The sequence below is a fragment of the Kitasatospora sp. NPDC048722 genome, from assembly GCF_040650235.1.
Taxonomy (GTDB): domain Bacteria; phylum Actinomycetota; class Actinomycetes; order Streptomycetales; family Streptomycetaceae; genus Kitasatospora.
This window is the reverse complement of record NZ_JBEZGX010000006.1, coordinates 15,333-37,814: the sequence shown is the minus strand read 5'-3', so window position 1 is coordinate 37,814 and position 22,482 is coordinate 15,333. Positions and strand designations below refer to the sequence as shown.

The 22,482-nt window shown below is 71.3% G+C and carries 20 protein-coding genes; 5 read left to right on the top strand and 15 right to left on the bottom strand.

Translation table 11 applies throughout. From position 1 onward, the window contains the following. Positions 1-10 precede the first annotated feature (10 nt). Genes zwf through pgl form a run of 3 tightly spaced genes read left to right on the top strand, consistent with a single transcriptional unit; the run spans position 11 to position 3,437 of the window. The gene (gene zwf / locus AB0C76_RS06985) at positions 11-1,558 is read left to right on the top strand and encodes a glucose-6-phosphate dehydrogenase (RefSeq protein WP_359961183.1); all 1,548 of its coding nucleotides are present in this window, start codon (positions 11-13) and stop codon (positions 1,556-1,558) included. Then, positions 1,555-2,652, top strand: coding sequence for a glucose-6-phosphate dehydrogenase assembly protein OpcA (gene opcA, locus AB0C76_RS06980; RefSeq protein ID WP_359960824.1), 1,098 nt, complete (start codon positions 1,555-1,557; stop codon positions 2,650-2,652). The genes zwf and opcA overlap by 4 nt, the downstream gene beginning before the upstream one ends. Beyond that, positions 2,649-3,437, top strand: a complete 789-nt coding sequence (gene pgl, locus AB0C76_RS06975) for a 6-phosphogluconolactonase (protein ID WP_359960822.1) — start codon at positions 2,649-2,651, stop codon at positions 3,435-3,437. The genes opcA and pgl overlap by 4 nt, the downstream gene beginning before the upstream one ends. 58 nt (positions 3,438-3,495) lie before the next feature. Here pgl and AB0C76_RS06970 read toward each other — a convergent pair whose 3' ends face one another. The 12 genes from AB0C76_RS06970 to uvrA form a co-directional block, all read right to left on the bottom strand. Then, positions 3,496-3,831 carry an RNA polymerase-binding protein RbpA gene (locus AB0C76_RS06970; protein WP_035841977.1) on the bottom strand — a complete coding sequence of 112 codons (336 nt, stop codon included), beginning with the start codon at positions 3,829-3,831 and terminating at the stop codon, positions 3,496-3,498. 192 nt (positions 3,832-4,023) lie between these two features. Beyond that, positions 4,024-4,260, bottom strand: a complete 237-nt coding sequence (secG, locus tag AB0C76_RS06965) for a preprotein translocase subunit SecG (protein WP_359960819.1) — start codon at positions 4,258-4,260, stop codon at positions 4,024-4,026. Between the two features lie 87 nt (positions 4,261-4,347). After that, positions 4,348-5,133, bottom strand: a complete 786-nt coding sequence (gene tpiA / locus AB0C76_RS06960) for a triose-phosphate isomerase (protein ID WP_359960816.1) — start codon at positions 5,131-5,133, stop codon at positions 4,348-4,350. 5 nt (positions 5,134-5,138) lie between these two features. Beyond that, a complete protein-coding gene (locus AB0C76_RS06955; RefSeq protein ID WP_359960814.1) occupies positions 5,139-6,341 on the bottom strand; it encodes a phosphoglycerate kinase in 1,203 nt (400 codons plus the stop codon). A gap of 154 nt (positions 6,342-6,495) precedes the next feature. Then, complete coding sequence (gene gap / locus AB0C76_RS06950; RefSeq protein WP_359960811.1) at positions 6,496-7,503, bottom strand: type I glyceraldehyde-3-phosphate dehydrogenase; 1,008 nt, start codon at positions 7,501-7,503, stop codon at positions 6,496-6,498. 330 nt (positions 7,504-7,833) lie between these two features. Next, positions 7,834-8,814, bottom strand: a complete 981-nt coding sequence (gene whiA / locus AB0C76_RS06945) for a DNA-binding protein WhiA (RefSeq protein WP_218199523.1) — start codon at positions 8,812-8,814, stop codon at positions 7,834-7,836. Further along, positions 8,805-9,776, bottom strand: a complete 972-nt coding sequence (yvcK, locus tag AB0C76_RS06940; RefSeq protein WP_359961180.1) for a uridine diphosphate-N-acetylglucosamine-binding protein YvcK — start codon at positions 9,774-9,776, stop codon at positions 8,805-8,807. Before yvcK ends, whiA begins: the two co-directional genes overlap by 10 nt. A gap of 189 nt (positions 9,777-9,965) precedes the next feature. Next, positions 9,966-10,850 (bottom strand): RNase adapter RapZ, encoded by an 885-nt coding sequence (gene rapZ / locus AB0C76_RS06935; protein ID WP_359960808.1) that lies wholly within the window; start codon positions 10,848-10,850, stop codon positions 9,966-9,968. After that, positions 10,847-10,972, bottom strand: a complete 126-nt coding sequence (locus tag AB0C76_RS06930) for a hypothetical protein (RefSeq protein WP_359960805.1) — start codon at positions 10,970-10,972, stop codon at positions 10,847-10,849. The genes rapZ and AB0C76_RS06930 overlap by 4 nt, the downstream gene beginning before the upstream one ends. Next, entirely contained in the window at positions 10,969-13,023 is a 2,055-nt protein-coding gene (gene uvrC / locus AB0C76_RS06925; protein WP_359960802.1) for an excinuclease ABC subunit UvrC, read from the bottom strand. Before uvrC ends, AB0C76_RS06930 begins: the two co-directional genes overlap by 4 nt. Before the next feature lie 96 nt (positions 13,024-13,119). Continuing rightward, positions 13,120-13,566, bottom strand: coding sequence for a Rieske (2Fe-2S) protein (locus AB0C76_RS06920; RefSeq protein ID WP_359960799.1), 447 nt, complete (start codon positions 13,564-13,566; stop codon positions 13,120-13,122). 97 nt (positions 13,567-13,663) lie between these two features. Next, entirely contained in the window at positions 13,664-16,576 is a 2,913-nt protein-coding gene (gene uvrA, locus AB0C76_RS06915; protein WP_359960796.1) for an excinuclease ABC subunit UvrA, read from the bottom strand. Between the two features lie 268 nt (positions 16,577-16,844). Between uvrA and AB0C76_RS06910 the strand changes: the two genes are divergently transcribed. Then, a complete protein-coding gene (locus tag AB0C76_RS06910) occupies positions 16,845-17,576 on the top strand; it encodes a maleylpyruvate isomerase family mycothiol-dependent enzyme (RefSeq protein ID WP_359960794.1) in 732 nt (243 codons plus the stop codon). Positions 17,577-17,621: 45 nt separating this feature from the next. Beyond that, the gene (locus tag AB0C76_RS06905) at positions 17,622-18,275 is read left to right on the top strand and encodes an MBL fold metallo-hydrolase (protein WP_359960791.1); all 654 of its coding nucleotides are present in this window, start codon (positions 17,622-17,624) and stop codon (positions 18,273-18,275) included. A 63-nt stretch (positions 18,276-18,338) separates the two neighbouring features. On the opposite strand, the gene AB0C76_RS06900 is transcribed toward AB0C76_RS06905, so the two are convergent. From AB0C76_RS06900 to uvrB, 3 genes are all read right to left on the bottom strand, one after another. Beyond that, on the bottom strand, positions 18,339-19,331 hold the full coding sequence (locus AB0C76_RS06900) for a TerC family protein (RefSeq protein ID WP_359960788.1): 993 nt from the start codon (positions 19,329-19,331) through the stop codon (positions 18,339-18,341). Between the two features lie 224 nt (positions 19,332-19,555). Next, the gene (locus tag AB0C76_RS06895) at positions 19,556-20,134 is read right to left on the bottom strand and encodes a TerD family protein (protein WP_359960785.1); all 579 of its coding nucleotides are present in this window, start codon (positions 20,132-20,134) and stop codon (positions 19,556-19,558) included. 256 nt (positions 20,135-20,390) lie between these two features. Further along, positions 20,391-22,481 carry an excinuclease ABC subunit UvrB gene (gene uvrB / locus AB0C76_RS06890; RefSeq protein WP_359960782.1) on the bottom strand — a complete coding sequence of 697 codons (2,091 nt, stop codon included), beginning with the start codon at positions 22,479-22,481 and terminating at the stop codon, positions 20,391-20,393. Position 22,482 lies beyond the last annotated feature (1 nt).

Genomic DNA, 22,482 nt, shown 5'->3' with positions numbered 1-22,482 from the left:
GTTGACACCGGTGTCGGACGCGGACGATCTCCCGGCCACCCCCGTCAACCCGCTTCGTGACCCCGCAGACCGACGGCTCCCGCGCATCGCGGGGCCGTCGGGCCTGGTCATCTTCGGGGTCACCGGCGACCTGTCCCGCAAGAAGCTGATGCCGGCGATCTACGACCTCGCCAACCGCGGACTGCTGCCGCCGGGCTTCTCGCTCGTCGGCTTCGCCCGCCGCGAGTGGGAGGACGAGGACTTCGCCAAGGAGGTCCACGACGCGGTCAAGGACCACGCCCGGACCCCGTTCCGGGAGGAGGTCTGGCAGCAGCTCGCCAAGGGCATGCGCTTCGTCCAGGGCACCTTCGACGACGACGACGCCTTCGACAAGCTCCGCCAGACCATCGAGGAGCTCGACAAGGCCCAGGGCACCGGCGGCAACTTCGCCTTCTACCTGTCCGTCCCGCCGAAGTTCTTCCCGACCGTCGTCCAGCAGCTCAAGAAGCACGGCCTGGCCGACCCCCCGCAGGGCTCCTGGCGCCGCGCCGTCATCGAGAAGCCCTTCGGCCACGACCTGGAGAGCGCGCAGGAGCTCAACAAGGTCGTCCACGAGGTCTTCCCGCGCGACGAGGTCTTCCGGATCGACCACTACCTGGGCAAGGAGACGGTCCAGAACATCCTGGCGCTGCGCTTCGCGAACCAGATGTTCGAGCCGATCTGGAACCGGTCCTACGTCGACCACGTGCAGATCACGATGGCCGAGGACATCGGCATCGGCGGCCGCGCCGGCTACTACGACGGCATCGGCTCCGCCCGCGACGTCATCCAGAACCACCTGCTCCAGCTGATGGCGCTCACCGCCATCGAGGAGCCCGCCTCCTTCCACCCCAAGGCGCTGGTCGCCGAGAAGCTGAAGGTGCTCAGCGCCGTCAAGCTCCCGGCCGACCTCGGCCGGCACACCGTGCGCGGCCAGTACGCGGCCGGCTGGCAGGGCGGCGAGGAGGTCGTCGGGTACCTCGACGAGGACGGCATCGACCCGGACTCCAAGACCGACACCTACGCGGCCATCAAGCTGGAGATCAACAACCGCCGCTGGGCGGGCGTCCCGTTCTACCTGCGCACCGGCAAGCGCCTCGGCCGCCGCGTCACCGAGATCGCGGTCGTCTTCCAGCGCGCCCCGTACCTGCCGTTCGACTCCTACGCGACCGAGGAGCTCGGGCAGAACGCCCTGGTCATCCGGGTCCAGCCGGACGAGGGCGTGACGGTGCGCTTCGGCTCCAAGGTGCCGGGCACCTCCTTCGAGGTCCGCGACGTCACGATGGACTTCGCCTACGGCGAGTCCTTCACCGAGTCCAGCCCCGAGGCCTACGAGCGGCTCATCCTCGACGTGCTGCTCGGCGACGCCAACCTGTTCCCGCGCCACCAGGAGGTCGAGCTCTCCTGGCAGATCCTCGACCCGATCGAGAGGTACTGGGACACCCACGGCAAGCCCGCCCAGTACGCGGCGGGGACCTGGGGCCCCGTCGAGGCGGACGAGATGCTCGCACGAGACGGCAGGAGCTGGCGCCGGCCATGAAGATCGACCTCACCAACACGACGTCGAGCAAGATCAACGCCGCGCTCATGGAGGCGCGCCGGGTCGGTGGCAGCACCGCCGCCGGCATGGTGCTCACCCTGGTGATCGTGACCGACGAGGGCAGCGCCTACGACGCCCTCAAGGCCGCCAACGACGCCTCCCGCGAGCACCCCTCGCGCACCCTCGCGGTGATCAAGCGCGCCGGGCGCTCGCCCCGGGCCCGCGCCGAGACCCGCCTGGACGCCGAGATCCTGGTCGGCTCGGACGCCGGCTCCGGCGAGACGGTCATCCTGCGCATGCACGGCGAACTCGCCGCGCACGCCCAGTCCGTCGTCCTGCCGCTGCTGCTGCCGGACGCCCCGGTCGTCGTCTGGTGGCCGGACAACGCGCCGCTCCACCCGGCGCAGGACCCGCTCGGCTCGATCGCCCAGCGCCGGATCACCGACGCGGTCACCGCCGAGTCCCCGGTCGGCCAGCTCGCCCAGCGGGCCCAGAGCTACACCCCGGGCGACACCGACCTGGCCTGGACCCGGATCACCGGCTGGCGCTCGATGCTCGCCGCGGCGCTCGACCAGCGCCCGTCGCAGATCGTCTCCGCCGTGGTGGAGGGCGAGTCGTACAACCCCAGCGTCGAGCTGCTCGGCCTGTGGCTGCACAACCGCCTGCACGTCCCGGTCGAGCGCGTCGTCACCGGCGGCCCCGGCATCACCGCGGTGCACCTGCGCACCAAGGACGGGGACATCACCCTGGACCGCCCGGACGGCCTGATGGGCACCCTGTCGATGCCCGGCTCGCCGGACCGCCAGGTGGCGCTCAAGCGCCGCGAGACCTCGGAGCTGATCGCCGAGGAGCTGCGCCGGCTCGACCCGGACGACATCTACTCGACGGCCGTGCGCACGCCCGTGGACCGCCTCCACGAGCCCTCCAACGCCGAGACGGTGGCCGCCGGGCGGGTCGCCCAGGCGGTCTCCGACGTGCCGGTGGCCAACCCCGACCGGGTGACGGCCGCCGCCGAGAAGAAGCCCGCGGCGAAGAAGGCCGCCAGGAAGGCCGCGGAGAAGGCCGACGAGCAGGCCGCCGGGGACAGCGCATGACCAACGCCACCCCGCAGCTCGTCGTCCACCGCGACAAGGAGCTGATGGCCCAGGCGGCCGCGGCCCGGCTCATCACCCGGATCGTGGACGCCCAGGCCGCCCGCGGCACCGCCTCGGTGGTGCTCACCGGCGGCCGCAACGGCAACGCCCTGCTGGCCGCGATCGCCGCCTCCCCGGCGCGCGACGCCGTCGACTGGGCGCGGCTGGACCTCTGGTGGGGCGACGAGCGCTTCGTGCCCGCCGCGAACCCGGACCGCAACGCCGTCCAGGCCCGCGCCGAGCTGCTCGACGCCGTCCCGCTCGACCCGGCGCGGGTGCACGAGATGCCCGCCTCGGACGGCGTGGACGGCTCGGACGTCGAGGCCGCCGCCGCCCGCTACGCGCAGGAGCTGGCGAAGGCGGCCGGACCGGGCGACCGGACCGGCGTGCCGGCCTTCGACGTGCTGCTGCTGGGCGTCGGCCCGGACACCCACGTCGCGTCGCTGTTCCCGGAGCACCCGGGCGTGCGGGAGACCGAGCTGACGGTGGTCGGCGTGCGCGGGGCCCCCAAGCCCCCGCCGACCCGGATCTCGCTCACCCTCCCGGCGATCCGGGCGGCCCGCGAGGTCTGGCTGCTGGCCGCCGGCGAGGACAAGGCGGGCGCGGTCGCGCTGGCCCTGTCCGGCCCCGGCGAGATCCAGGCGCCCGCCTCCGGCGCGTACGGCCGCGGCCGCACGCTGTGGCTGCTGGACCGGGCCGCCGCCGAGCGGATCCCGCCGCAGCTGTACCCGCCGGCCTCGGCGTAGCCACTCAACGCCGAAGGGCGCCATCGTCGTTGACGGTGGCGCCCTTCGGTCTTCCGGCTCAGATCTCGCCGCGCAGCTTGGCCAGCGCCTCGGCGAGGATCGCCTCGCCGTCGGCGTCGGTGCGCCGCTCGCGGACGTAGGCGAGGTGGGTCTTGTACGGCTCGTTGCGCGAGGGGGCGGGCGGGTTGTGCTCGTCCTGTCCGGCCGGGAAGCCGCAGCGCGGGCAGTCCCAGGTGTCCGGGATGACGGCCTCGGCGGCGAAGCTGGGACGGGTCTCGTGCTTGTTGGCACACCAGAAGGAGATCCGGTTGCGCGGGGCGGACTCGCCGCGCTCCGCCTCGCCCATCGGGCCGGCTCCGACCCTGCTGCCACGGATGGCGTTGCCACTTGCCACGGTCTGACTCCCTGCGTGCTGGTACGCCGACCCGCCGCGGTGCGCGTCGGTGGCGAAAGTCGTCCTAGTGTAAGCAGGAGTTAAGGGTGCGCCACCATCGCCTCCGCCCCCGACCGTCCCAGGATAGGCGCTCGGGCGACGGGGCGTCAGGCTTGTGCGGGCTCCGGTACCAGCAGAGGTGTGCGGCCGGTCCTAGCCCTTGTACTTGAGCAGCAGGCTCAGCACGATGATGCAGGCGAACCAGCCCAGGCCGACCACGATCGTGATGCGGTCGAGGTTGCGCTCGGCCACCGCGGAGCCGCCGCCGGTGGACATCGCGCCACCGCCGAACATGTCGGACAGACCGCCGCCCTTCCCCTTGTGCAGCAGCACGAGCAGGATCATCAGCAGGCTGAAGATGATCAGGGCAATCGAGAACCCGAGAACCACGACGGGACCAACTCTCTCGTATCTTCGGCGAAGGGGCCGGGCCGCGTCCGGCGGTCCGGCCCCAAAGCCTACGTTGCTGCGGCGGCGTTAGCCTACTGCCTGGTCACGGTAGCGCACGATCTTGGCGAACTCCGCGGCGTCCAGGGAAGCACCGCCGATCAGGCCGCCGTCGATGTCGGGCTTGGCCATCAGGCCGGCCGCGCTCGACGACTTGACCGAACCGCCGTACAGCACACGGACCTTGTCGGCCAGCGCACCGTCGTACAGCTCGGCGATCCGCTTGCGGATGGCGGCGCAGACCTCCTGCGCGTCCTCCGGGGTGGCCACCTCGCCGGTGCCGATCGCCCAGACCGGCTCGTACGCGATCACGACGGTCTCGGCCTGCTCGGCCGGGACGTCCTTGAGGCCGCCGTCCAGCTGGGCCAGCGTGTGCTCGACGTGGGTACCGGCCTTGCGGACCTCCAGCGGCTCGCCGATGCACAGGATCGGGGTGATCCCGGCCCGGTAGGCGGCCTTGACCTTGGCGTTGACGATCTCGTCGGTCTCGGCGTGGTACTGGCGGCGCTCCGAGTGGCCGATCACCGCGTAGGTGCAGCGGAGCTTGGCCAGCATCGGGCCGGAGACCTCGCCGGTGTAGGCGCCGGAGTCGTGCTCCGAGATGTCCTGCGAGCCGTACTTGATCTTCAGCTTGTCCGTCTCGACCAGCGTCTGCACCGAGCGCAGGTCGGTGAACGGGGTCAGGACGGCGACCTCGACGGCCGCGTAGTCCTTGTCGTTCAGGGTGAAGGCGAGCTTCTGGGTGTGCTGGATGGCCTCAAGGTGGTTGAGGTTCATCTTCCAGTTGCCCGCCATGAGCGGGAGACGTTCGGTCATTGCGTTCAGCCTTCCAGGGCGGTGAGACCCGGGAGCTGCTTGCCCTCCAGGTACTCCAGGCTCGCGCCACCGCCGGTCGAGATGTGTCCAAAGGCGTTCTCGTCGAAGCCCAGGATGCGGACGGCCGCGGCGGAGTCGCCGCCGCCGACCACGGTGAAGCCGGGGCTGTCGAGCAGTGCCTGCGCGACGGCCTTGGTGCCGTTGGCGTAGTCGGGGTGCTCGAAGACGCCCATCGGGCCGTTCCAGAACACCGTCCCGGCGTCGGCCAGCTTCTCCGCGTACAGCTCGCGGGTCTTCGGGCCGATGTCCAGGCCCTCCTTGTCGGCCGGGATGGCGTCCGAGGAGACGAGGTCGAAGGTCGCCGGGGTCTTGCCCTTGAGGTCCGGGAACTCGGCCGACACCAGGACGTCGACCGGCAGGACGAACTCGACGCCCCGCTTCTCGGCCTCGGCCAGGTACTCCAGGCAGCGGCCCTTCTGGTCCTCCTGGAGCAGCGAGATGCCGACCTCGTGGCCCTGGGCCGCGAGGAAGGTGTACGCCATGCCGCCGCCGATCAGGATGCGGTCGGCCTTCTTCAGCAGGTTGTCGATCACGCCGAGCTTGTCGGACACCTTGGCGCCGCCGAGCACGACGACGTACGGCCGCGCGACCTCGTCGGTGAGCTTCTTCAGCACGCCGACCTCGGTGGCGATCAGGTCGCCGGCGGCGTGCGGCAGCAGGGCCGGGAGGTCGAACACCGAGGCGTGCTTGCGGTGCACCGCGCCGAAGCCGTCGCCGACGTACAGGTCGGCCAGGGCGGCCAGCTGCTCGGCGAAGGCCTTGCGCTCGGCGTCGTCCTTGCTGGTCTCGCCGGCGTTGAAGCGCAGGTTCTCCAGCAGCGCGACCTGACCGTCGGCCAGGCCGGCGACGGCGGCCGCGGCGCTCTCGCCCACCGTGTCGGTGGCGAAGGCGACGTCCTTGCCGAGGATCTCGCCGAGGCGCTCGGCCACCGGGGCGAGGGAGAACTTCGCCTCCGGCTCGCCCTTCGGACGGCCGAGGTGGGAGGCGACGACGACCTTCGCACCGCGCTCCAGGAGCTTGGCGATGGTCGGGGCGACGGCGCGGATGCGGCCGTCGTCGGTGATCGTGGCGCCGTCCAGCGGCACGTTCAGGTCGGCGCGGACGAAGACGCGCTTGCCGGTGACGTCGAGGTCTTCGATGGTCTTCACGGGTTCTTCGGTCTCCTGGGGAGATGGGGGGATGCGCAGGTGGGCGGCACGGCGCAGGGGCCGCCCGGAAGGTTCTTGTACGCAGAACGAGGGCCCGGTCGGCATCGTGCGCCGTCCGGGCCCTCGCCCTCACATCACGTCAGCTCCCACTGCGTCAGAGCTGGCCACCGACGAGGGTGGTCAGGTTGACGAGGCGGTTCGAGTAGCCCCACTCGTTGTCGTACCAGCCGAGCACCTTGACCTGGTTGCCCTGGACCATGGTCAGCTGGGAGTCGAAGATGCAGGAGGCCGGGTCGTTGACGATGTCCGAGGAGACGATCGGGTCCTCGGTGTAGGTCAGGATGCCCGCGAGCGGACCCTCCTGCGAGGCCTTCTGGAAGGCGGCGTTGACCTCGTCCTTGGTCACCTCGCGCTCCAGGGTGACGACCAGGTCCGTGATGGAGCCGGTCGGGACCGGGACGCGCAGCGAGGTGCCGTCCAGCTTGCCCTTGAGCTCCGGCAGGACCAGGGCGGTCGCCTTGGCCGCACCGGTCGAGGTCGGGATGATGTTCTGCGAGGCCGCACGAGCACGGCGCAGGTCCTTGTGCGGGAAGTCCAGGGTCACCTGGTCGTTGGTGAACGCGTGGACGGTGGTCATCAGACCCTTGACGATGCCGAAGCTCTCGTTCAGCACCTTGGCCATCGGCGCCACGCAGTTGGTGGTGCACGAGGCGTTGGAGATGATGTCGTGGCTCGCGGCGTCGTACTTGTCGTCGTTGACGCCCATCACGATGGTGACGTCCTCGTCGGTGGCGGGCGCCGAGATGATGACCTTCTTGGCGCCGGCGGCGAGGTGCTTCTTCGCGGCCTCGGCCTTGGTGAAGATGCCGGTGGACTCGACGACGATGTCGGCGCCCAGGGCGGCCCACGGCAGGTTCGCCGGGTCGCGCTCGGCCGTCACCTTGAAGGTGTGGCCGTCGACGGTGATGCTGTCCTCGGTGTGCGAGACCTCGCCCTGGAAGGTGCCCAGGGTGGTGTCGTACTTGAGCAGGTGAGCCAGGGTCTTCGTGTCAGTCAGGTCGTTGACACCGACGATCTCGATGTCCGCGCCCTGGGCCTTGACCGCGCGGAAGAAGTTGCGGCCGATGCGGCCGAATCCGTTGATGCCTACCCGGATCGTCACGAACCGATCTCCTCGTTAGGTACGCCGGAGCTAAGCCGACGGGGGTGAGATTTGGGAAGTCCCCGACCGCCTATGACCCTACCCCTCCGGGGCCTGGGAGGGCACATCGCACCAATTGGCGAGACTTGGCGTGGCGCGGCCCAAACCCCATTTCAGGCCTTCCGTCCTTGACCCGGAGGGCAGTTGGCCCCGATCGAGTGGTCTCTACCAATTTGCCAAGCGGGGCCGGACGGCACGGACGCGCGCGAACCCGTCCGGACACGACGGCGGCCGGTGCCCGGAATCCGGACACCGGCCGCGAATCGGTCACGAACCGTGATCGTCAGATCGTCAGTTGAGCGCCATCTCGTCGGTGAGGTTCGCCTCGGTGCTCGGCAGGCCGAGCTCGGACGCCCGCTTGTCGGCCATCGCCAGCAGGCGGCGGATCCGGCCGGCCACCGCGTCCTTGGTCAGCGGCGGGTCGGCGAGCGCGCCGAGCTCCTCCAGCGAGGCCTGCTTGTGCTGCATCCGCAGCTGGCCGGCCGCGGCCAGGTGCTCGGGCACCTCGTCGCCGAGGATCTCCAGCGCGCGGGCCACCCGGGCGCCGGCCGCGACCGCGGCGCGGGCCGAGCGGCGCAGGTTGGCGTCGTCGAAGTTGGCGAGGCGGTTGGCGGTGGCCCGGACCTCGCGCCGCATCCGGCGCTCCTCCCAGGCGAGCACCGACTCGTGCGCGCCCAGGCGCGTCAGCAGCGCGCCGATCGCGTCACCGTCCCGGATGACGACCCGGTCCACCCCGCGGACCTCGCGGGCCTTGGCGGGGATGCCGAGCCGGCGGGCGGCGCCGACGAGGGCGAGGGCCGCCTCGGAGCCGGGGCAGGTGATCTCCAGCGAGGACGAGCGGCCGGGCTCGGTGAGGGACCCGTGCGCGAGGAAGGCCCCGCGCCAGGCCGCCTCGGCGTCGCAGGTCGCCCCGGAGACGACCGCCGGGGGCAGGCCCCGGATGGGGCGCCCGCGACCGTCGACGAGGCCGGTCTGGCGCGCGAGCAGCTCGCCGTCCTTGACCACGCGCACGACGAACCGGCTGCCGCGGCGCAGCCCGCCGGGGGCCATCACGACGAGGTCGGAGGAGTGCCCGAAGATCTCCAGCAGGTCCTTGCGCAGGCGCCGCGCGGCCGCCCCCGTGTCGAGCTCGGCCTCGATCACGATCCGGCCGCTCACGATGTGCAGCCCGCCTGCGAACCGCAGGATCGCCGACACCTCCGCCTTGCGGCAGCAGGCCCGGGTGACCGGGAGCCGGCTGATCTCGTCCTTCACCGCTGGAGTCATCGCCATGGCCCGATCCTTCCATGTGTCCGGAAAATCCGGTCGTACGCTGCCGCCAACAGCTCCGGGTCGTGTCGCGGGGTGCCGTCGGTGCGGGCCACCCGGCCGAGCACCAGGGCCGCGCCCATCCGCTCGGCGGCCTTCTCCAGGCCGTCCAGGTCGGCCTGGCCGAAAGCGCCCCCGGTGACGGCCCGCTCGTCCACCAGGATCGCATCCACGGCGAGCCCCGGGGCGTGGTCGGCGATGACCTCCAGGTGGCGCTGCGGCGTGAAGCCCTCGGTCTCGCCGGGCTGGGGGGCCAGGTTGAGCGTGAGCAGGCGGCGGGCGCGGGTCTCGACCAGGGCCTTGGCGAGGTCCGGCACCAGCAGGTGCGGCAGGACGCTGGTGAACCAGGAACCCGGGCCGAGCACCACCCAGTCCGCCTCGCGCACGGCAGCGACGGCCTCCGGGACGGCCGGCGGCTCCTCCGGCAGGAGCCGGATCGACTGCACGGTGCCCGGCGTGACCGCGACGCTGGCCTGGCCGCGAACGGCCGTGACCGCGCCCGGGTGGGCCGGGTCGTGGCCGCGGACGGTGGCCTCGATGTCCAGCGGCACCGCCGACATCGGCAGCACCCGGCCCTGGACGTTCAGCAGCCGGCCGACCCAGTCCAGCGCGGCGACCGGGTCGCCGAGCTTCTCCCACAGCGCGACGATCAGCAGGTTGCCCACGGCGTGGCCGCCGAGGTCGCCGCTGCCGGTGAAGCGCTGCTGGATCACCTCGGACCAGGTGCGGCCCCAGTCGTCGTCCCCGCACAGCGCCGCCAGGGCCTTGCGCAGGTCGCCCGGGGGCAGCACGCCCAGCTCGGTGCGCAGCCGCCCGCTGGAGCCGCCGTCGTCGGCGACGGTGACCACGGCGGTCAGGTCGCTGGTGAGCCGGCGCAGGGCCGACAGCGACGCGGACAGGCCCTGGCCGCCGCCGAGGGCGGTGATCCGGGGGGCCGGGTTGGCCCGGGCGGGGCTGCTGCGCGGCTTGCTGGGAGCCGGGGTCCTCGCCGGGACCCCGGTCCGGTCGCCGTTCTTGTGGTGCGGCTGCCGTCCGGGCACGTATCCCGTCACACCCACCTCGCGTTCCTCTTCGCCCGCGGCCGCCCGGCCGGCGGCCCGGCGAGGAGGCGGCGGTTACTCCCGTCCCATGTCTCGGTGGACCAGCACCGTTTCGACGCCGTCGGCGATGAGGCGCTTGGTCAGGCGCTCGGACATCGCGACGCTGCGGTGCTTGCCACCGGTGCAGCCTACGGCAAGCGTCATGTAGCGCTTCCCCTCCCGGCGGTAGCCCTCCGTGACGATGCGCAGCAGCTCGGCGTAGCCGTTGAGGAACTCGTTGGCGCCGGGCTGCCGGAACACGTAGTCGGCGACGTCGGAGTCGGTGCCGGTGCGGGCCCGCAGCTCGGGGACCCAGTGCGGGTTGGGCAGGAAGCGGCAGTCCACCACGAGGTCGGCGTCGACCGGCAGGCCGTACTTGAAGCCGAAGGACATCACGGTGGCGCGCAGCTCGGGCTCGTCGTGGTCGGCGAACTGGGCGTCGAGCTTGGCGCGCAGCTGGTGCACGTTGAGGTTGGAGGTGTCGATCACCAGGTCGGCCTCGCCGCGCAGCTCGCGCAGCAGGTCGCGCTCCAGGGCGATGCCGTCGACGATCCGGCCGTCGGCCTGGAGCGGGTGCGGGCGGCGCACGCTCTCGAATCGGCGGACCAGGGCCTCGTCGGAGGAGTCCAGGAAGACGACCTGGAGCCGGACTCCGCGCTTCTCCAGCTCGTCGAGCGAGGTGAGCAGGTCGTCGAAGAACTGGCGGCCGCGGACGTCCACGACGGCGCCGATCCTGGCGACGTTGCCCTGGGAGCGGGCCCCGAGGTCGACCATGGTCGGGATGAGGGCCGGTGGCAGGTTGTCCACCACGAACCAGCCGAGGTCCTCCAGGCACTTGGCCGCGGTGGAGCGGCCGGCTCCGGACATGCCGGAGATGATCACCAGCTCCGGGACGTTCTCGGCCACGTCTGACACGGTCACTTCGGTTCCCCGCTCTCGGTCTTTCTGCTGGGGAGCACGCGCATGGCGCGGCCGTACGGCGCCGGTCCGCCGGGGCGGTCGGCGGCCGGGCGCGCCGGCTGACGGGCGGCGTCGGCCGTCATGGCGTCTCCTGGGATGGTGCGGTCGTGGGTGCTGCGGCCACCGGCGCGGTGGCCTGGTCGGCCCCGTCCTCGATGATCTCGCCGGTCGCGGTGTTGACCGCGGGTGCGGCGGGTGTACGGGAGGACAACGCCGCCGCAACAGTCTCCGCCGTACGGCGTCCGATGCCGGGTACGGCGCAGAGTTCGTCGACGGTGGCGGCCCGGAGCCTCTTCAGCGAGCCGAAGTGCTTGAGCAGCGCCTGGCGGCGAGTCTCGCCGAGGCCCGGGACGGAGTCCAGTTCCCCGGCGGTGAGTCGCTTGGAACGCTTGGTGCGCTGGTAGCCGATCGCGAAGCGGTGGGCCTCGTCGCGGACGCGCTGGAGCAGGTAGAGGCCCTCGCTGCTGCGCGGCAGGACGACGGGGTCGTCCTCACCCGGCAGCCAGACCTCCTCCAGCCGCTTGGCGAGGCCGCACAGGGCGACGTCGTCGATGCCGAGCTCGTCCAGGGCCCGCTTGGCGGCGGCGACCTGCGGCCGGCCGCCGTCGACGACGAGCAGCTGCGGCGGGTAGGCGAAGCGCTTGGGGCGGCCGTCCTCGGTGCGCGGACCGTCCTCGGGCTGGTCGTCCTCGGACTCGACGACGGCCCACTCGCCGGTCTGCTCGCGCTCCTGGAGGTAGCGGCGGAAGCGCCGGCTGATCACCTCGTGCATCGAGCGGACGTCGTCCTGGCCCGCGAAGCCCTTGATCTGGAAGCGCCGGTACTCGCTCTTGCGGGCCAGGCCGTCCTCGAAGACGACCATCGACGCGACCACGTCCTCGCCCTGGAGGTGGGAGATGTCGAAGCACTCGATGCGCAGCGGGACGGAGTCCAGCTCCAGCGCCTCGGCGATCTCCTGGAGGGCGCGGCTGCGGGTGGTGAGGTCGGAGGCGCGCTTGGTCTTGTGCAGGGCCAGCGCCTGCTGGGCGTTGCGCTGCACGGTGGCCATCAGGTCCTTCTTGTCGCCGCGCTGCGGGACGCGCAGGTCGACCTGGCTGCCGCGCAGACCGCTCAGCCACTCCCGGACCGGCCCGTCCGGCTCGGGCAGGGCCGGGACGAGCACCTCGCGCGGGACGCTCTCGCTGCGTTCGTCGGCAGTGGCGCCGCCGTAGAGCTGCTGGAGGGCGTGCTCGACCAGGCCCGCGGTGTCGACGTCCTCGACCTTGTCGGTGACCCAGCCGCGCTGGCCGCGGACCCGGCCGCCGCGCACGTGGAAGATCTGGACGGCGGCCTCCAGCTCGTCCTCGGCCAGGGCCAGGAGGTCGGCGTCGGTGGCGTCGGCGAGCACGATGGCGTTCTTCTCCATCGCGCGCTTGAGGGCGCCGATGTCGTCCCGCAGGCGGGCCGCCTTCTCGTACTCCATCTCCGCCGCGGCCTCCTGCATCCGGTCCTCCAGGCGGCGCAGGTAGTTGCCGGTGCGCCCGGCCATGAAGTCGCAGAAGTCCTCGGCCAGCGCCCGGTGTTCGTCGGCGGTGACCTTGCCGACGCAGGGCGCGGCGCACTTGCCGATGTAGCCCAGCAGGCAGGGCCGACCGACCTGCTGCGCGCGCTTGAACACGCCGTTGGAGCAGGTGCGGACGGGGAAGACGCGCAGCAGCAGGTCGACCGTCTCGCGGATCGCCCACGCGTGCCCGTACGGGCCGAAGTAGCGCACGCCCTTCTTGTGCGCGCCGCGCATCACCTGGACGCGCGGGTACTCCTCGTTGAGCGTGACGGCGAGCTCGGGATAGCTCTTGTCGTCGCGGTACTTGACGTTGAACCGCGGGTCGAACTCCTTGATCCAGGAGTACTCCAGCTGCAGCGCCTCGACCTCGGTGGCCACCACCGTCCACTCGACCGACGCCGCGGTGGTGACCATGGTCGCGGTGCGCGGGTGCAGCCCGGCGAGGTCCTGGAAGTAGGACGACAGGCGCGGGCGCAGGCTCTTGGCCTTGCCGACGTAGATGACCCGGCCGTGGGCGTCGCGGAACCTGTAGACGCCCGGTGAGGTCGGAATCGCGCCCGGGGCCGGGCGGTAGGTGCTCGGGTCAGCCATGGGTCCACCGTACCGAGTGGGGCCGGGGGCGCGGAGGGGTGATCGGTGCGGCGGGCGCCGGTGCGGTGGGGGTCTGTTCGGCGGGGGTCAACTGCGTCAGCTCGGGGTCACCTTGAGGTTCCCGCCCTCGACCGTGACGGTGTAGGCGGGCAGCGGGGAGGGGGCCGGGCCGTCCGCCACGGCGCCGTCGGCGATGGCGAACTTGCTGCCGTGGCAGGGGCACTGGATCTGCTGGTTCTTCACCTGGTCGACGATGCAGCCCGCGTGGGTGCACTTGGCGCTGAACGCCTTGTACTGCCCGGCGGTGGGCTGGGTGACGACGATCTTCTGCTCGCGGAAGACCTTGCCGCCGCCCTCCGGCACCGCCGAGGCCGGGCCGAGGTCCACCGGGCCCTTGGGGGCGGCGCCGGAGCCGGACGAACCGGCGGACGAACCGCAGCCGGTGAGTGCCACGGTGCCGCCGGCCGCCGCCAGGACGGCCGCGGCGCCGCACAGCAGGGTGCGGCGGGAGGTGGCGGAGTTGCTCTCGGGGGCCTCGGACATCGGTGCGCTCCTGCGGGTGGGCTGCGGCGTGGGACCACGGAAGTCTATGCGGCACGCACGGCCGCTCCCGGGGTGGGAGCGGCCGTGCGCCCGTGCGCTACTTCTTCGCCGCGGCGGCGCGCTTGCGCGGCGCCCGCTTCGCCGGAGCGGCGACCGGGGCGTCGGCGAAGCCGCCCGGGAGGATGTCCCGGAGGAACTTGCCGGTGTGGCTCTCCGACACCGCGGCGATCTGCTCCGGGGTGCCCTCGGCGACCACCGTGCCGCCGCCGGAGCCACCCTCGGGGCCCATGTCGACGATCCAGTCGGCGGTCTTGATCACATCGAGGTTGTGCTCGATGACGATCACCGTGTTGCCCTTCTCGACCAGCCCGGTGAGCACCTTGATCAGCTTGCTGATGTCCTCGAAGTGCAGGCCGGTGGTGGGCTCGTCGAGCACGTAGACCGTCCGCCCGGTGGAGCGCTTCTGCAGCTCCGAGGCGAGCTTGACGCGCTGCGCCTCGCCGCCGGAGAGCGTCGGCGCGGACTGGCCGAGCCGGACGTAGCCCAGGCCGACGTCATTGAGCGTCCTGAGGTGGCGGGCGATCGCCGGGACGGCCTCGAAGAAGGCCAGCGCCTCCTCGATCGGCATGTCCAGCACCTCGGCGATGGACTTGCCCTTGTAGTGCACCTCCAGCGTCTCCCGGTTGTACCGGGCGCCGTGGCAGACCTCGCACGGCACGTAGACGTCCGGCAGGAAGTTCATCTCGATCTTGATGGTGCCGTCGCCGGAGCAGTTCTCGCAGCGGCCGCCCTTCACGTTGAAGGAGAACCGGCCGGGCAGGTAGCCGCGGACCTTGGCCTCCTGCGTCTCCGCGAAGAGCCGGCGGACGTGGTCGAACACCCCGGTGTAGGTGGCCGGGTTGGAGCGCGGGGTGCGCCCGATCGGCGACTGGTCGACGTGCACCACCTTGTCCACCAGGTCGGTGCCGGTGATCCGGGTGTGCCGACCCGGCACGCTGCGGGCGCCGTTCAGCTCCCGGGCGAGGTGGGTGTAGAGGATGTCGTTGACCAGCGTCGACTTGCCGGAGCCGGACACGCCGGTGATCGCGGTGAAGGTGCCGAGCGGGAAGCCGACCGTGACGTCCTTGAGGTTGTGCTCGCGGGCGCCGTGGACGGTCAGCTGGCGCTTCTTGTCCCGCTCGCGGCGGGCCGCCGGGATCGGGATGGACCGCTTGCCCGACAGGTACTGGCCGGTCAGCGACTCCTTGTTGGCGAGCAGCTGCTTCAGCGAACCGGAGTGCACCACCTTGCCGCCGTGCTCGCCGGCACCCGGGCCGATGTCGACCACCCAGTCCGCCGTCTTGATGGTGTCCTCGTCGTGCTCGACGACGATCAGGGTGTTGCCGATGTCGCGCAGCCGCACCAGCGTCTCGATCAGCCGGTGGTTGTCCCGCTGGTGCAGGCCGATGGACGGCTCGTCCAGCACGTAGAGCACGCCGACCAGGCCGGAGCCGATCTGGGTGGCCAGCCGGATGCGCTGGGCCTCGCCGCCGGACAGGGTGCCGGCCGCGCGGTCGAGCGAGAGGTAGTCCAGGCCGACGTCGACCAGGAAGCGCAGCCGCTCGTTGACCTCCTTGAGGACCCGCTCGGCGATCTGCTTGTCCCGGGCGCTGAGCTTCATCGCGCCCAGGAACTCGGCGCAGTCACTGATCGACATCGAGGAGACGTCGGCGATCGACCTGTCCTGGACGGTGACCGCGAGCACGACCGGCTTGAGCCGGGTGCCCTGGCAGGTCGGGCAGGGCACCTCGCGCATGTAGCCCTCGAAGCGCTCGCGGCTGCTGTCGCTCTCCGCCTCGGTGTGCCGGCGCTGGATGAACGGGACCGCGCCCTCGAAGCCGGTGCTGTACGAGCGCTCGCGGCCGAAGCGGTTGCGGTAGCGGACCTCCACCTGGTGCTTGTGCCCGTACAGCAGCGCCTTCTTGGCGCGGGCCGGCAGCCCGGCCCACGGGATGTCGGTGCGGAAGCCCAGCTCCTGGGCGAGCGCGTCGATCAGGCGCTGGAAGTACTCCTTGGCGTGGCCGGCCGACCACGGGTGGATGGCGCCCTCGTCGAGCGAGCGCTCGACGTCCGGCACGACCAACTCCGGGTCGACCTCCATCCGGTTGCCCAGGCCCGAGCAGTCCGGGCAGGCGCCGAACGGCGAGTTGAACGAGAACGAGCGCGGCTCCAGCTCCTCGAACGACACGTCGTCGTACGGGCAGTAGAGGTGCTCGGAGTACATGCGCTCGCGCTCCGGGTCGTCCTCCGGGAGGTCGACGAAGTCGAGCACGACCATGCCGCCGGACAGCCGCAGGGCCGTCTCCACCGAGTCGGTGAGCCGCCGCTTGGCGCTCTCCTTGACGGTCAGGCGGTCGATGACCACCTCGACGGTGTGCTTCTCCTGCTTCTTGAGCTTCGGGGGCTCGGCGAGCTGGACCGTCTCGCCGTCCACCCGGGCGCGCGAGTAGCCCTTGGACTGGAGGTCGGCGAAGAGGTCGACGAACTCGCCCTTGCGCTCGCGCACCACCGGGCTGAGCACCTGGAACCGGGTGCCCTCGGCGAGCTCCAGCACCTTGTCGACGATCGCCTGCGGGGACTGCTTGGCGATCGGGCGGCCGCAGTGCGGGCAGTGCGGCTTGCCGATCCGGGCGAACAGCAGGCGCAGGTAGTCGTAGACCTCGGTGATGGTGCCGACGGTCGAACGGGGGTTGCGGTTGGTGGACTTCTGGTCGATCGAGACGGCCGGGGAGAGGCCCTCGATGAAGTCCACGTCGGGCTTGTCCATCTGCCCGAGGAACTGGCGGGCGTACGAGGACAGCGACTCGACGTAGCGGCGCTGGCCCTCGGCGAAGATCGTGTCGAAGGCGAGCGAGGACTTGCCGGAGCCGGAGAGGCCCGTGAAGACGATGAGGGAGTCGCGGGGCAGGTCGAGCGAGACGTTCTTGAGGTTGTGCTCGCGAGCACCGCGGACGATGAGGCGGTCGGCCACTGCTTCTGGCGCCTTTCTCCGGGGCGAGAGGGCTTGCGGTGAGATTGGGTGCTTCTTCCAGGATGCGGCAGCCAGCCTATAGCTCAGACGTTCGAATCTCGACTTTGTCCACCCGAGACCACCCGAACGAGTGAGGACCGCCCCGGGGCCGTCCGTACCCGGACCGAAAAAGCCCCTGCTCAGGCCCCGGAGTCGGCGGTAGCGTCGACTGGTCAACGAGCGGAGCCCCCGTGGGGCAACGCACCGCTTCGCACCGAAGGCAGAATCGATGACCGACCCGCAGTCCGCCGCCGTCGCCGCCGAGCGGCTGAGCCTGGTCCGGGAGAGCACCCGGAGCATGCTGGAGACCGTCGCCGGGATGGAGCCCGCGGCCGTCGCCGAGCCCTCCGCGCTCCCCGGCTGGAGCCGCGGCCACGTGCTGGCCCACCTCGCCCGCAACGCCGACTCCCTGGTCAACCTGCTGACCGGCGCCCGCACCGGCACCGACATCCCGCAGTACGCCAGCGAGGAGGCCCGCGACCAGGAGATCCGGGACGGCGCCGGGCGCCCGCTGGAGGCCCAGCTCGCCGACCTGCGCGAGTCGCACGAGCGCTTCGCCGCGGCCGCCGCGCTGATGACCGACGAGGACTGGGCCACCGACGTCCACCACCGCTCCGGCGCCGTCTTCCCGGCCGTCGACCTGGTCTGGAAGCGCCTCGGCGAGCTGGAGTACCACCTGGTCGACCTGGACGCCGGCTACGGCCCGGCCCGGTGGCCGGAGGTGTTCGCGGTCGTCGAGTTCCACAAGCTCGCCGTCAAGCTGCACGGCACCGGGTTGCCGGGGGTCGAGCTGGTCGCCGAGGACACCGGGGACCGCGGCCTGATCGGCACCGGCGAACCCGCCCTGACCGTCCGGGGATCGGTCCGCGCCCTGCTCGCCTGGCTCTCCGGCCGCTCCGACGGCGCAGACCTGAAGCGCACTCCCGACACCGCGCTCCCCCAGCTTCCCCCGCTGGGCTGAGGGGGCGAGGATGATCCCAGGACCGACACGACGAGGAGCGGACGGATGACGTACCACGGAGCGGTCAAGGTCGGCGGGCCCCCGGACGTGCGCGAGCTGGCCCACCTGATCATCACCAAGGTGGCCGTCGGCCCGTACGACAACAACGCCTACCTGCTGCGCTGCCCGGCCACCGACGAACAGCTGCTGATCGACGCCGCCGCCGACGCCCCGGCGCTGCTGGAGACCATCGGCGACGACCTGGCCACGGTCGTCACCACCCACCGGCACCACGACCACTGGGGAGCGCTCGCCGAGGTGGTCGCCACCACCGGCGCCCGCACCGCCGCCGGGGAGTACGACGCCGAGGGCATCGACGTCCCCACCGAGCTGCGGCTCGCCGACGGCGACAAGCTGCTCGTCGGCCGGGCCGAGCTGACCGTCCGGCACCTGGTCGGGCACACCCCCGGCGCGATCGTGCTGGTCTACGACGACCCGCAGGGCCACCCGCACGTGTTCACCGGCGACTGCCTCTTCCCGGGCGGCGTCGGCAACACCTGGGGGGACCCGGAGGCCTTCCGGACCCTCTTCCGGGACGTCAACGAGAAGATCTTCGACGTCCTCCCGGACGAGGCCTGGGTCTACCCCGGCCACGGCAACGACACCACCCTCGGCGCCGAGCGCCCGCACCTCGCCGAGTGGCGCGAGCGCGGCTGGTAGGCCCCGAACGGCCAGGAGCCCCCGGGACGGCGTCCCGGGGGCTCCTGGCGTGCGCGCGGAGGGTCAGGCGTCGAGCTTCTCCCGCTCGGCCTGCTCCTGCTTCCTGGAGGCCGTCAGGCTGGTCACCGTGGTGACGGCCAGCACCACCACGATGAAGCCCAGCGAGAACGGGATGCCGATCTCCGGCACGTGCGCGCCGGCCTCGTGCAGCGCGTGCAGCACCAGCTTCACGCCGATGAAGCCGAGGATCACCGACAGGCCGTACGACAGGTGGACCAGCCTCTTCAGCAGGCCCCCGATCAGGAAGTACAGCTGGCGCAGGCCCATCAGCGCGAAGGCGTTGGCGGTGAACACGATGTACGGGTCCTGGGTCAGGCCGAAGATGGCCGGAATCGAGTCCAGCGCGAACAGCACGTCCGTGGTGCCGATCGCCAGCATGACGATCAGCATCGGGGTCATCAGCCGGCGGCCGTTCTCCCGGACGAAGAGCTTGGTGCCGTGGTACCTGTCGGTCGACGGGAAGCGCCGCTCGATCGACTTGAGCAGGCGGTTCTCCTCGAACTCCGCCGCTTCTCCGTCCGGCCCGGTCTCCTCGCCGGCCCGCGCCTCCTTGATCAGCTTCCAGGCGGTCCAGATCAGGAAGCCGCCGAAGATGAAGAACACCCAGGAGAACTGCGTCACCAGGGCCGCGCCGCCGGCGATGAACAGCGCCCGCAGCACCAGCGCGATGATCACGCCGAACATCAGCACGCGCTGCTGGTAGACCCTGGGCACCGCGAACTTGCCCATGATCAGGATGAACACGAAGAGGTTGTCGACACTGAGGGACTTCTCGGTGATGTAGCCGGCGAAGAACTCACCCGCCGGCTGTGCCCCGGAGTGCCACCAGAGGAAGCCGCCGAAGAGCACCGCCAGCACGACCCAGACCGCGGTCCAGATCCCGGCCTCCTTGATCGAGACCTCGTGCGGCTTTCGCCCTCCGATGAAGAAGTCCGCCACGATCAGTGCGATCAGCACACCGACCGTGGTGGCCCACATGGTTACGGAAACGTCCATTACTGCTCCTCCGGCAGCTAGGCGAGACGGTCATCGTCACTGCCGGAGGTCTCTTCCGCCCGCCGGGACGCGCCCGGGCCGGACCAGCGCCCCGGGGCGCCACGACGGGCGCCCGTGATGACGGGGCTACTGCTACGGGGAATACTCCCCTCCGCTGCCATCGAGAGTAACAGGAGCGACAAGGGAAGGTAAAGAAGGTAAAGGAGTGGTCGGAGCCGGAAGGATCAGAGGAACGGCTCGATCGCCGGGAGCAGGTCCTGGAACGTCCGTCCGCGGGCCGGGGCGCCGATCGCCTGCATGGCCCAGCCGCCCGAGCCGTCGCGGAAGACCTTCGCCATGATCTGGCCGGTGTGCGGCCCTCCCCCGGCCAGCTCGTAGCGGGCCAGCTCCACCCCGGTCGTCTCGTCCACCAGGCGGCAGTGCGCGTTCCGGACCTCGGCGAAGGTCTGGCCGGTGTAGGAGCTCACCGTGAAGACGACCTGGGTGATGTGCGCCGGCACGCGCAGCAGGTCGACCAGGATCGCCTCGTCGTCGTCCGTGCCCGAGCCGCCCTCCAGGTTGTCCCCGGTGTGCCGGATCGAGCCGTCGGTGGACTCCAGGTGCTGGAAGAACACGACGTCGGAGGGCGTCCGCTCGGCGTACAGCAGGGCCGAGGCGTCCAGGTCGATCTTCCGGGTACGGGTGCCGAACAGGCCCCGCTTGGGCGCGGCCTGCCAGCCGAGGCCCATCCGGACCACGGTCAGCTCACCGCCCGAGCCCTTCTGGAGGCTGACCCTCTGGCCCTTGGCAAGGCTCACCGACACGACGTTGTCCTCTCTGCCCGGCCGCGCGCCCGGTCCGCGCGCGGCTCCCTGCTGGAACACCCCGTCGCCGTCCCCCGGCTGAGGCCCCCTCGTCTTCCGGCCCGCCACTCCGTCCCGGGAGCGCGAATGCCGCAGGCCAGCCTAGGGCCTGCGGCACCCGCGAACCCCAAGCGTTCGCCGGTTTGTGGCAAGGCTGAGACACCGTCGGCGTTGACCGGTGCCAATCCGGCCAGGCCGACGGTGCCCGGGCCGCGCCTCAGGCGACCCCGGCCTCCCGCATCTGGCGCAGCTCCTTCTTGAGCTCCTTGACCTCGTCGCGCAGCCGGGCCGCGACCTCGAACTGGAGGTCGGCCGCGGCCGCGTGCATCCGGTCGGTCATCTCCTGGATCAGCTCCGCCAGTTCGGCGGCCGGCATCGACTTGGCGGGCTTGCGCTCGGCGCCCAGCGCCGGCACCGGGGCCTTGCCCTTCCCCTGGCCCCGGTAGCCGCTGGAGAGCAGCTCGTCGGTGTCGACGTCCTCGCGGGCGAGGGTGTCCAGGATGTCGCCGATCTTCTTCCGCAGCGGCTGCGGGTCGATCCCGTGCTTCTTGTTGTAGGCCTGCTGGACGGCGCGGCGGCGGTTCGTCTCGTCGATGGCCTTCTCCATCGCGGGGGTGATCTTGTCCGCGTACATGTGCACCTGGCCCGAGACGTTCCGGGCGGCACGCCCGATCGTCTGGATCAGCGAGGTGCCGGAGCGCAGGAAGCCCTCCTTGTCCGCGTCCAGGATCGCCACCAGGGACACCTCGGGCAGGTCGAGGCCCTCGCGGAGCAGGTTGATGCCGACCAGCACGTCGTACCGCCCGGCCCGCAGCTCGCGCAGCAGCTCGACGCGGCGCAGGGTGTCCACGTCGCTGTGCAGGTACCGGACCCTGATGTCCAGGCCGAGCATGTAGTCGGTGAGGTCCTCGGCCATCTTCTTGGTCAGCGTGGTGACCAGGACGCGCTCGTCGCGCTCGACCCGCTTGCGGACCTCGTGCACCAGGTCGTCGATCTGGCCCTCGGTCGGCTTGACGATCACCTCGGGGTCGATCAGGCCGGTCGGGCGGATGATCTGCTCGACCTGGCCGTTGCCGCGGGACAGCTCGTACGCGCCCGGGGTGGCCGACAGGTACACCGTCTGGCCGATCCGGCCGAGGAACTCCTCCCACTTCAGCGGGCGGTTGTCCATCGCGGACGGCAGGCGGAATCCGTGCTCGACCAGCGTGCGCTTGCGCGAGGCGTCGCCCTCGTACATCGCGCCGATCTGCGGGACGGTGACGTGCGACTCGTCGATGACGAGGAGGAAGTCCTCGGGGAAGTAGTCCAGCAGCGTGTTCGGCGGGGAGCCGGGCTCGCGGCCGTCGAAGTGCATCGAGTAGTTCTCGACGCCCGAGCAGGTGCCGATCTGGCGCAGCATCTCGATGTCGTAGGTGGTGCGCATCCGCAGCCGCTGGGCCTCCAGCAGCTTGCCCTGCTTCTCCAGCCGGGCGAGCGTCTCCTCCAGCTCCTTCTCGATGCCGGCGACCGCCCGCTCCATGCGCTCGGGGCCGGCCACGTAGTGCGAGGCGGGGAAGACGTAGACCGAGTCGTCCTGGCTGATGATCTCGCCGGTGAGCGGGTGCAGGGTGTAGAGCGCCTCGATCTCGTCGCCGAACATCTCGATCCGGACCGCGAGCTCCTCGTAGACCGGGAAGATCTCGATGGTGTCGCCGCGCACCCGGAAGGTGCCGCGGGTGAAGGCGACGTCGTTGCGCGCGTACTGGATGTCGACGAAGCGGCGCAGCAGCACGTCCCGGTCGATCTCCTGGCCGACCTTGAGCGGCACCATCCGGTCGACGTACTCCTGCGGCGTGCCGAGGCCGTAGATGCAGGAGACGGACGCGACCACGATCACGTCCCGGCGGGTGAGCAGCGAGTTCGTCGCGGAGTGCCGCAGCCGCTCGACCTCCTCGTTGATCGAGGAGTCCTTCTCGATGTAGGTGTCCGTCTGCGGGACGTACGCCTCGGGCTGGTAGTAGTCGTAGTACGAGACGAAGTACTCGACCGCGTTGTTCGGCAGCAGCTCGCGGAACTCGTTGGCCAGCTGGGCGGCCAGCGTCTTGTTCGGCGCCATCACCAGGGTGGGCCGCTGCAGCTTCTCGATCATCCAGGCCGTGGTGGCCGACTTGCCGGTGCCGGTGGCGCCGAGCAGGACGACGTCCTTCTCCCCGCCCGTGATCCGCCGCTCCAGCTCGGCGATCGCCGCCGGCTGGTCCCCGTTGGGCTGGAAGGGACTGACGACCTCGAAGGGCGCCACTGACCGCTCAATACTCGTGATGGGTCGCACG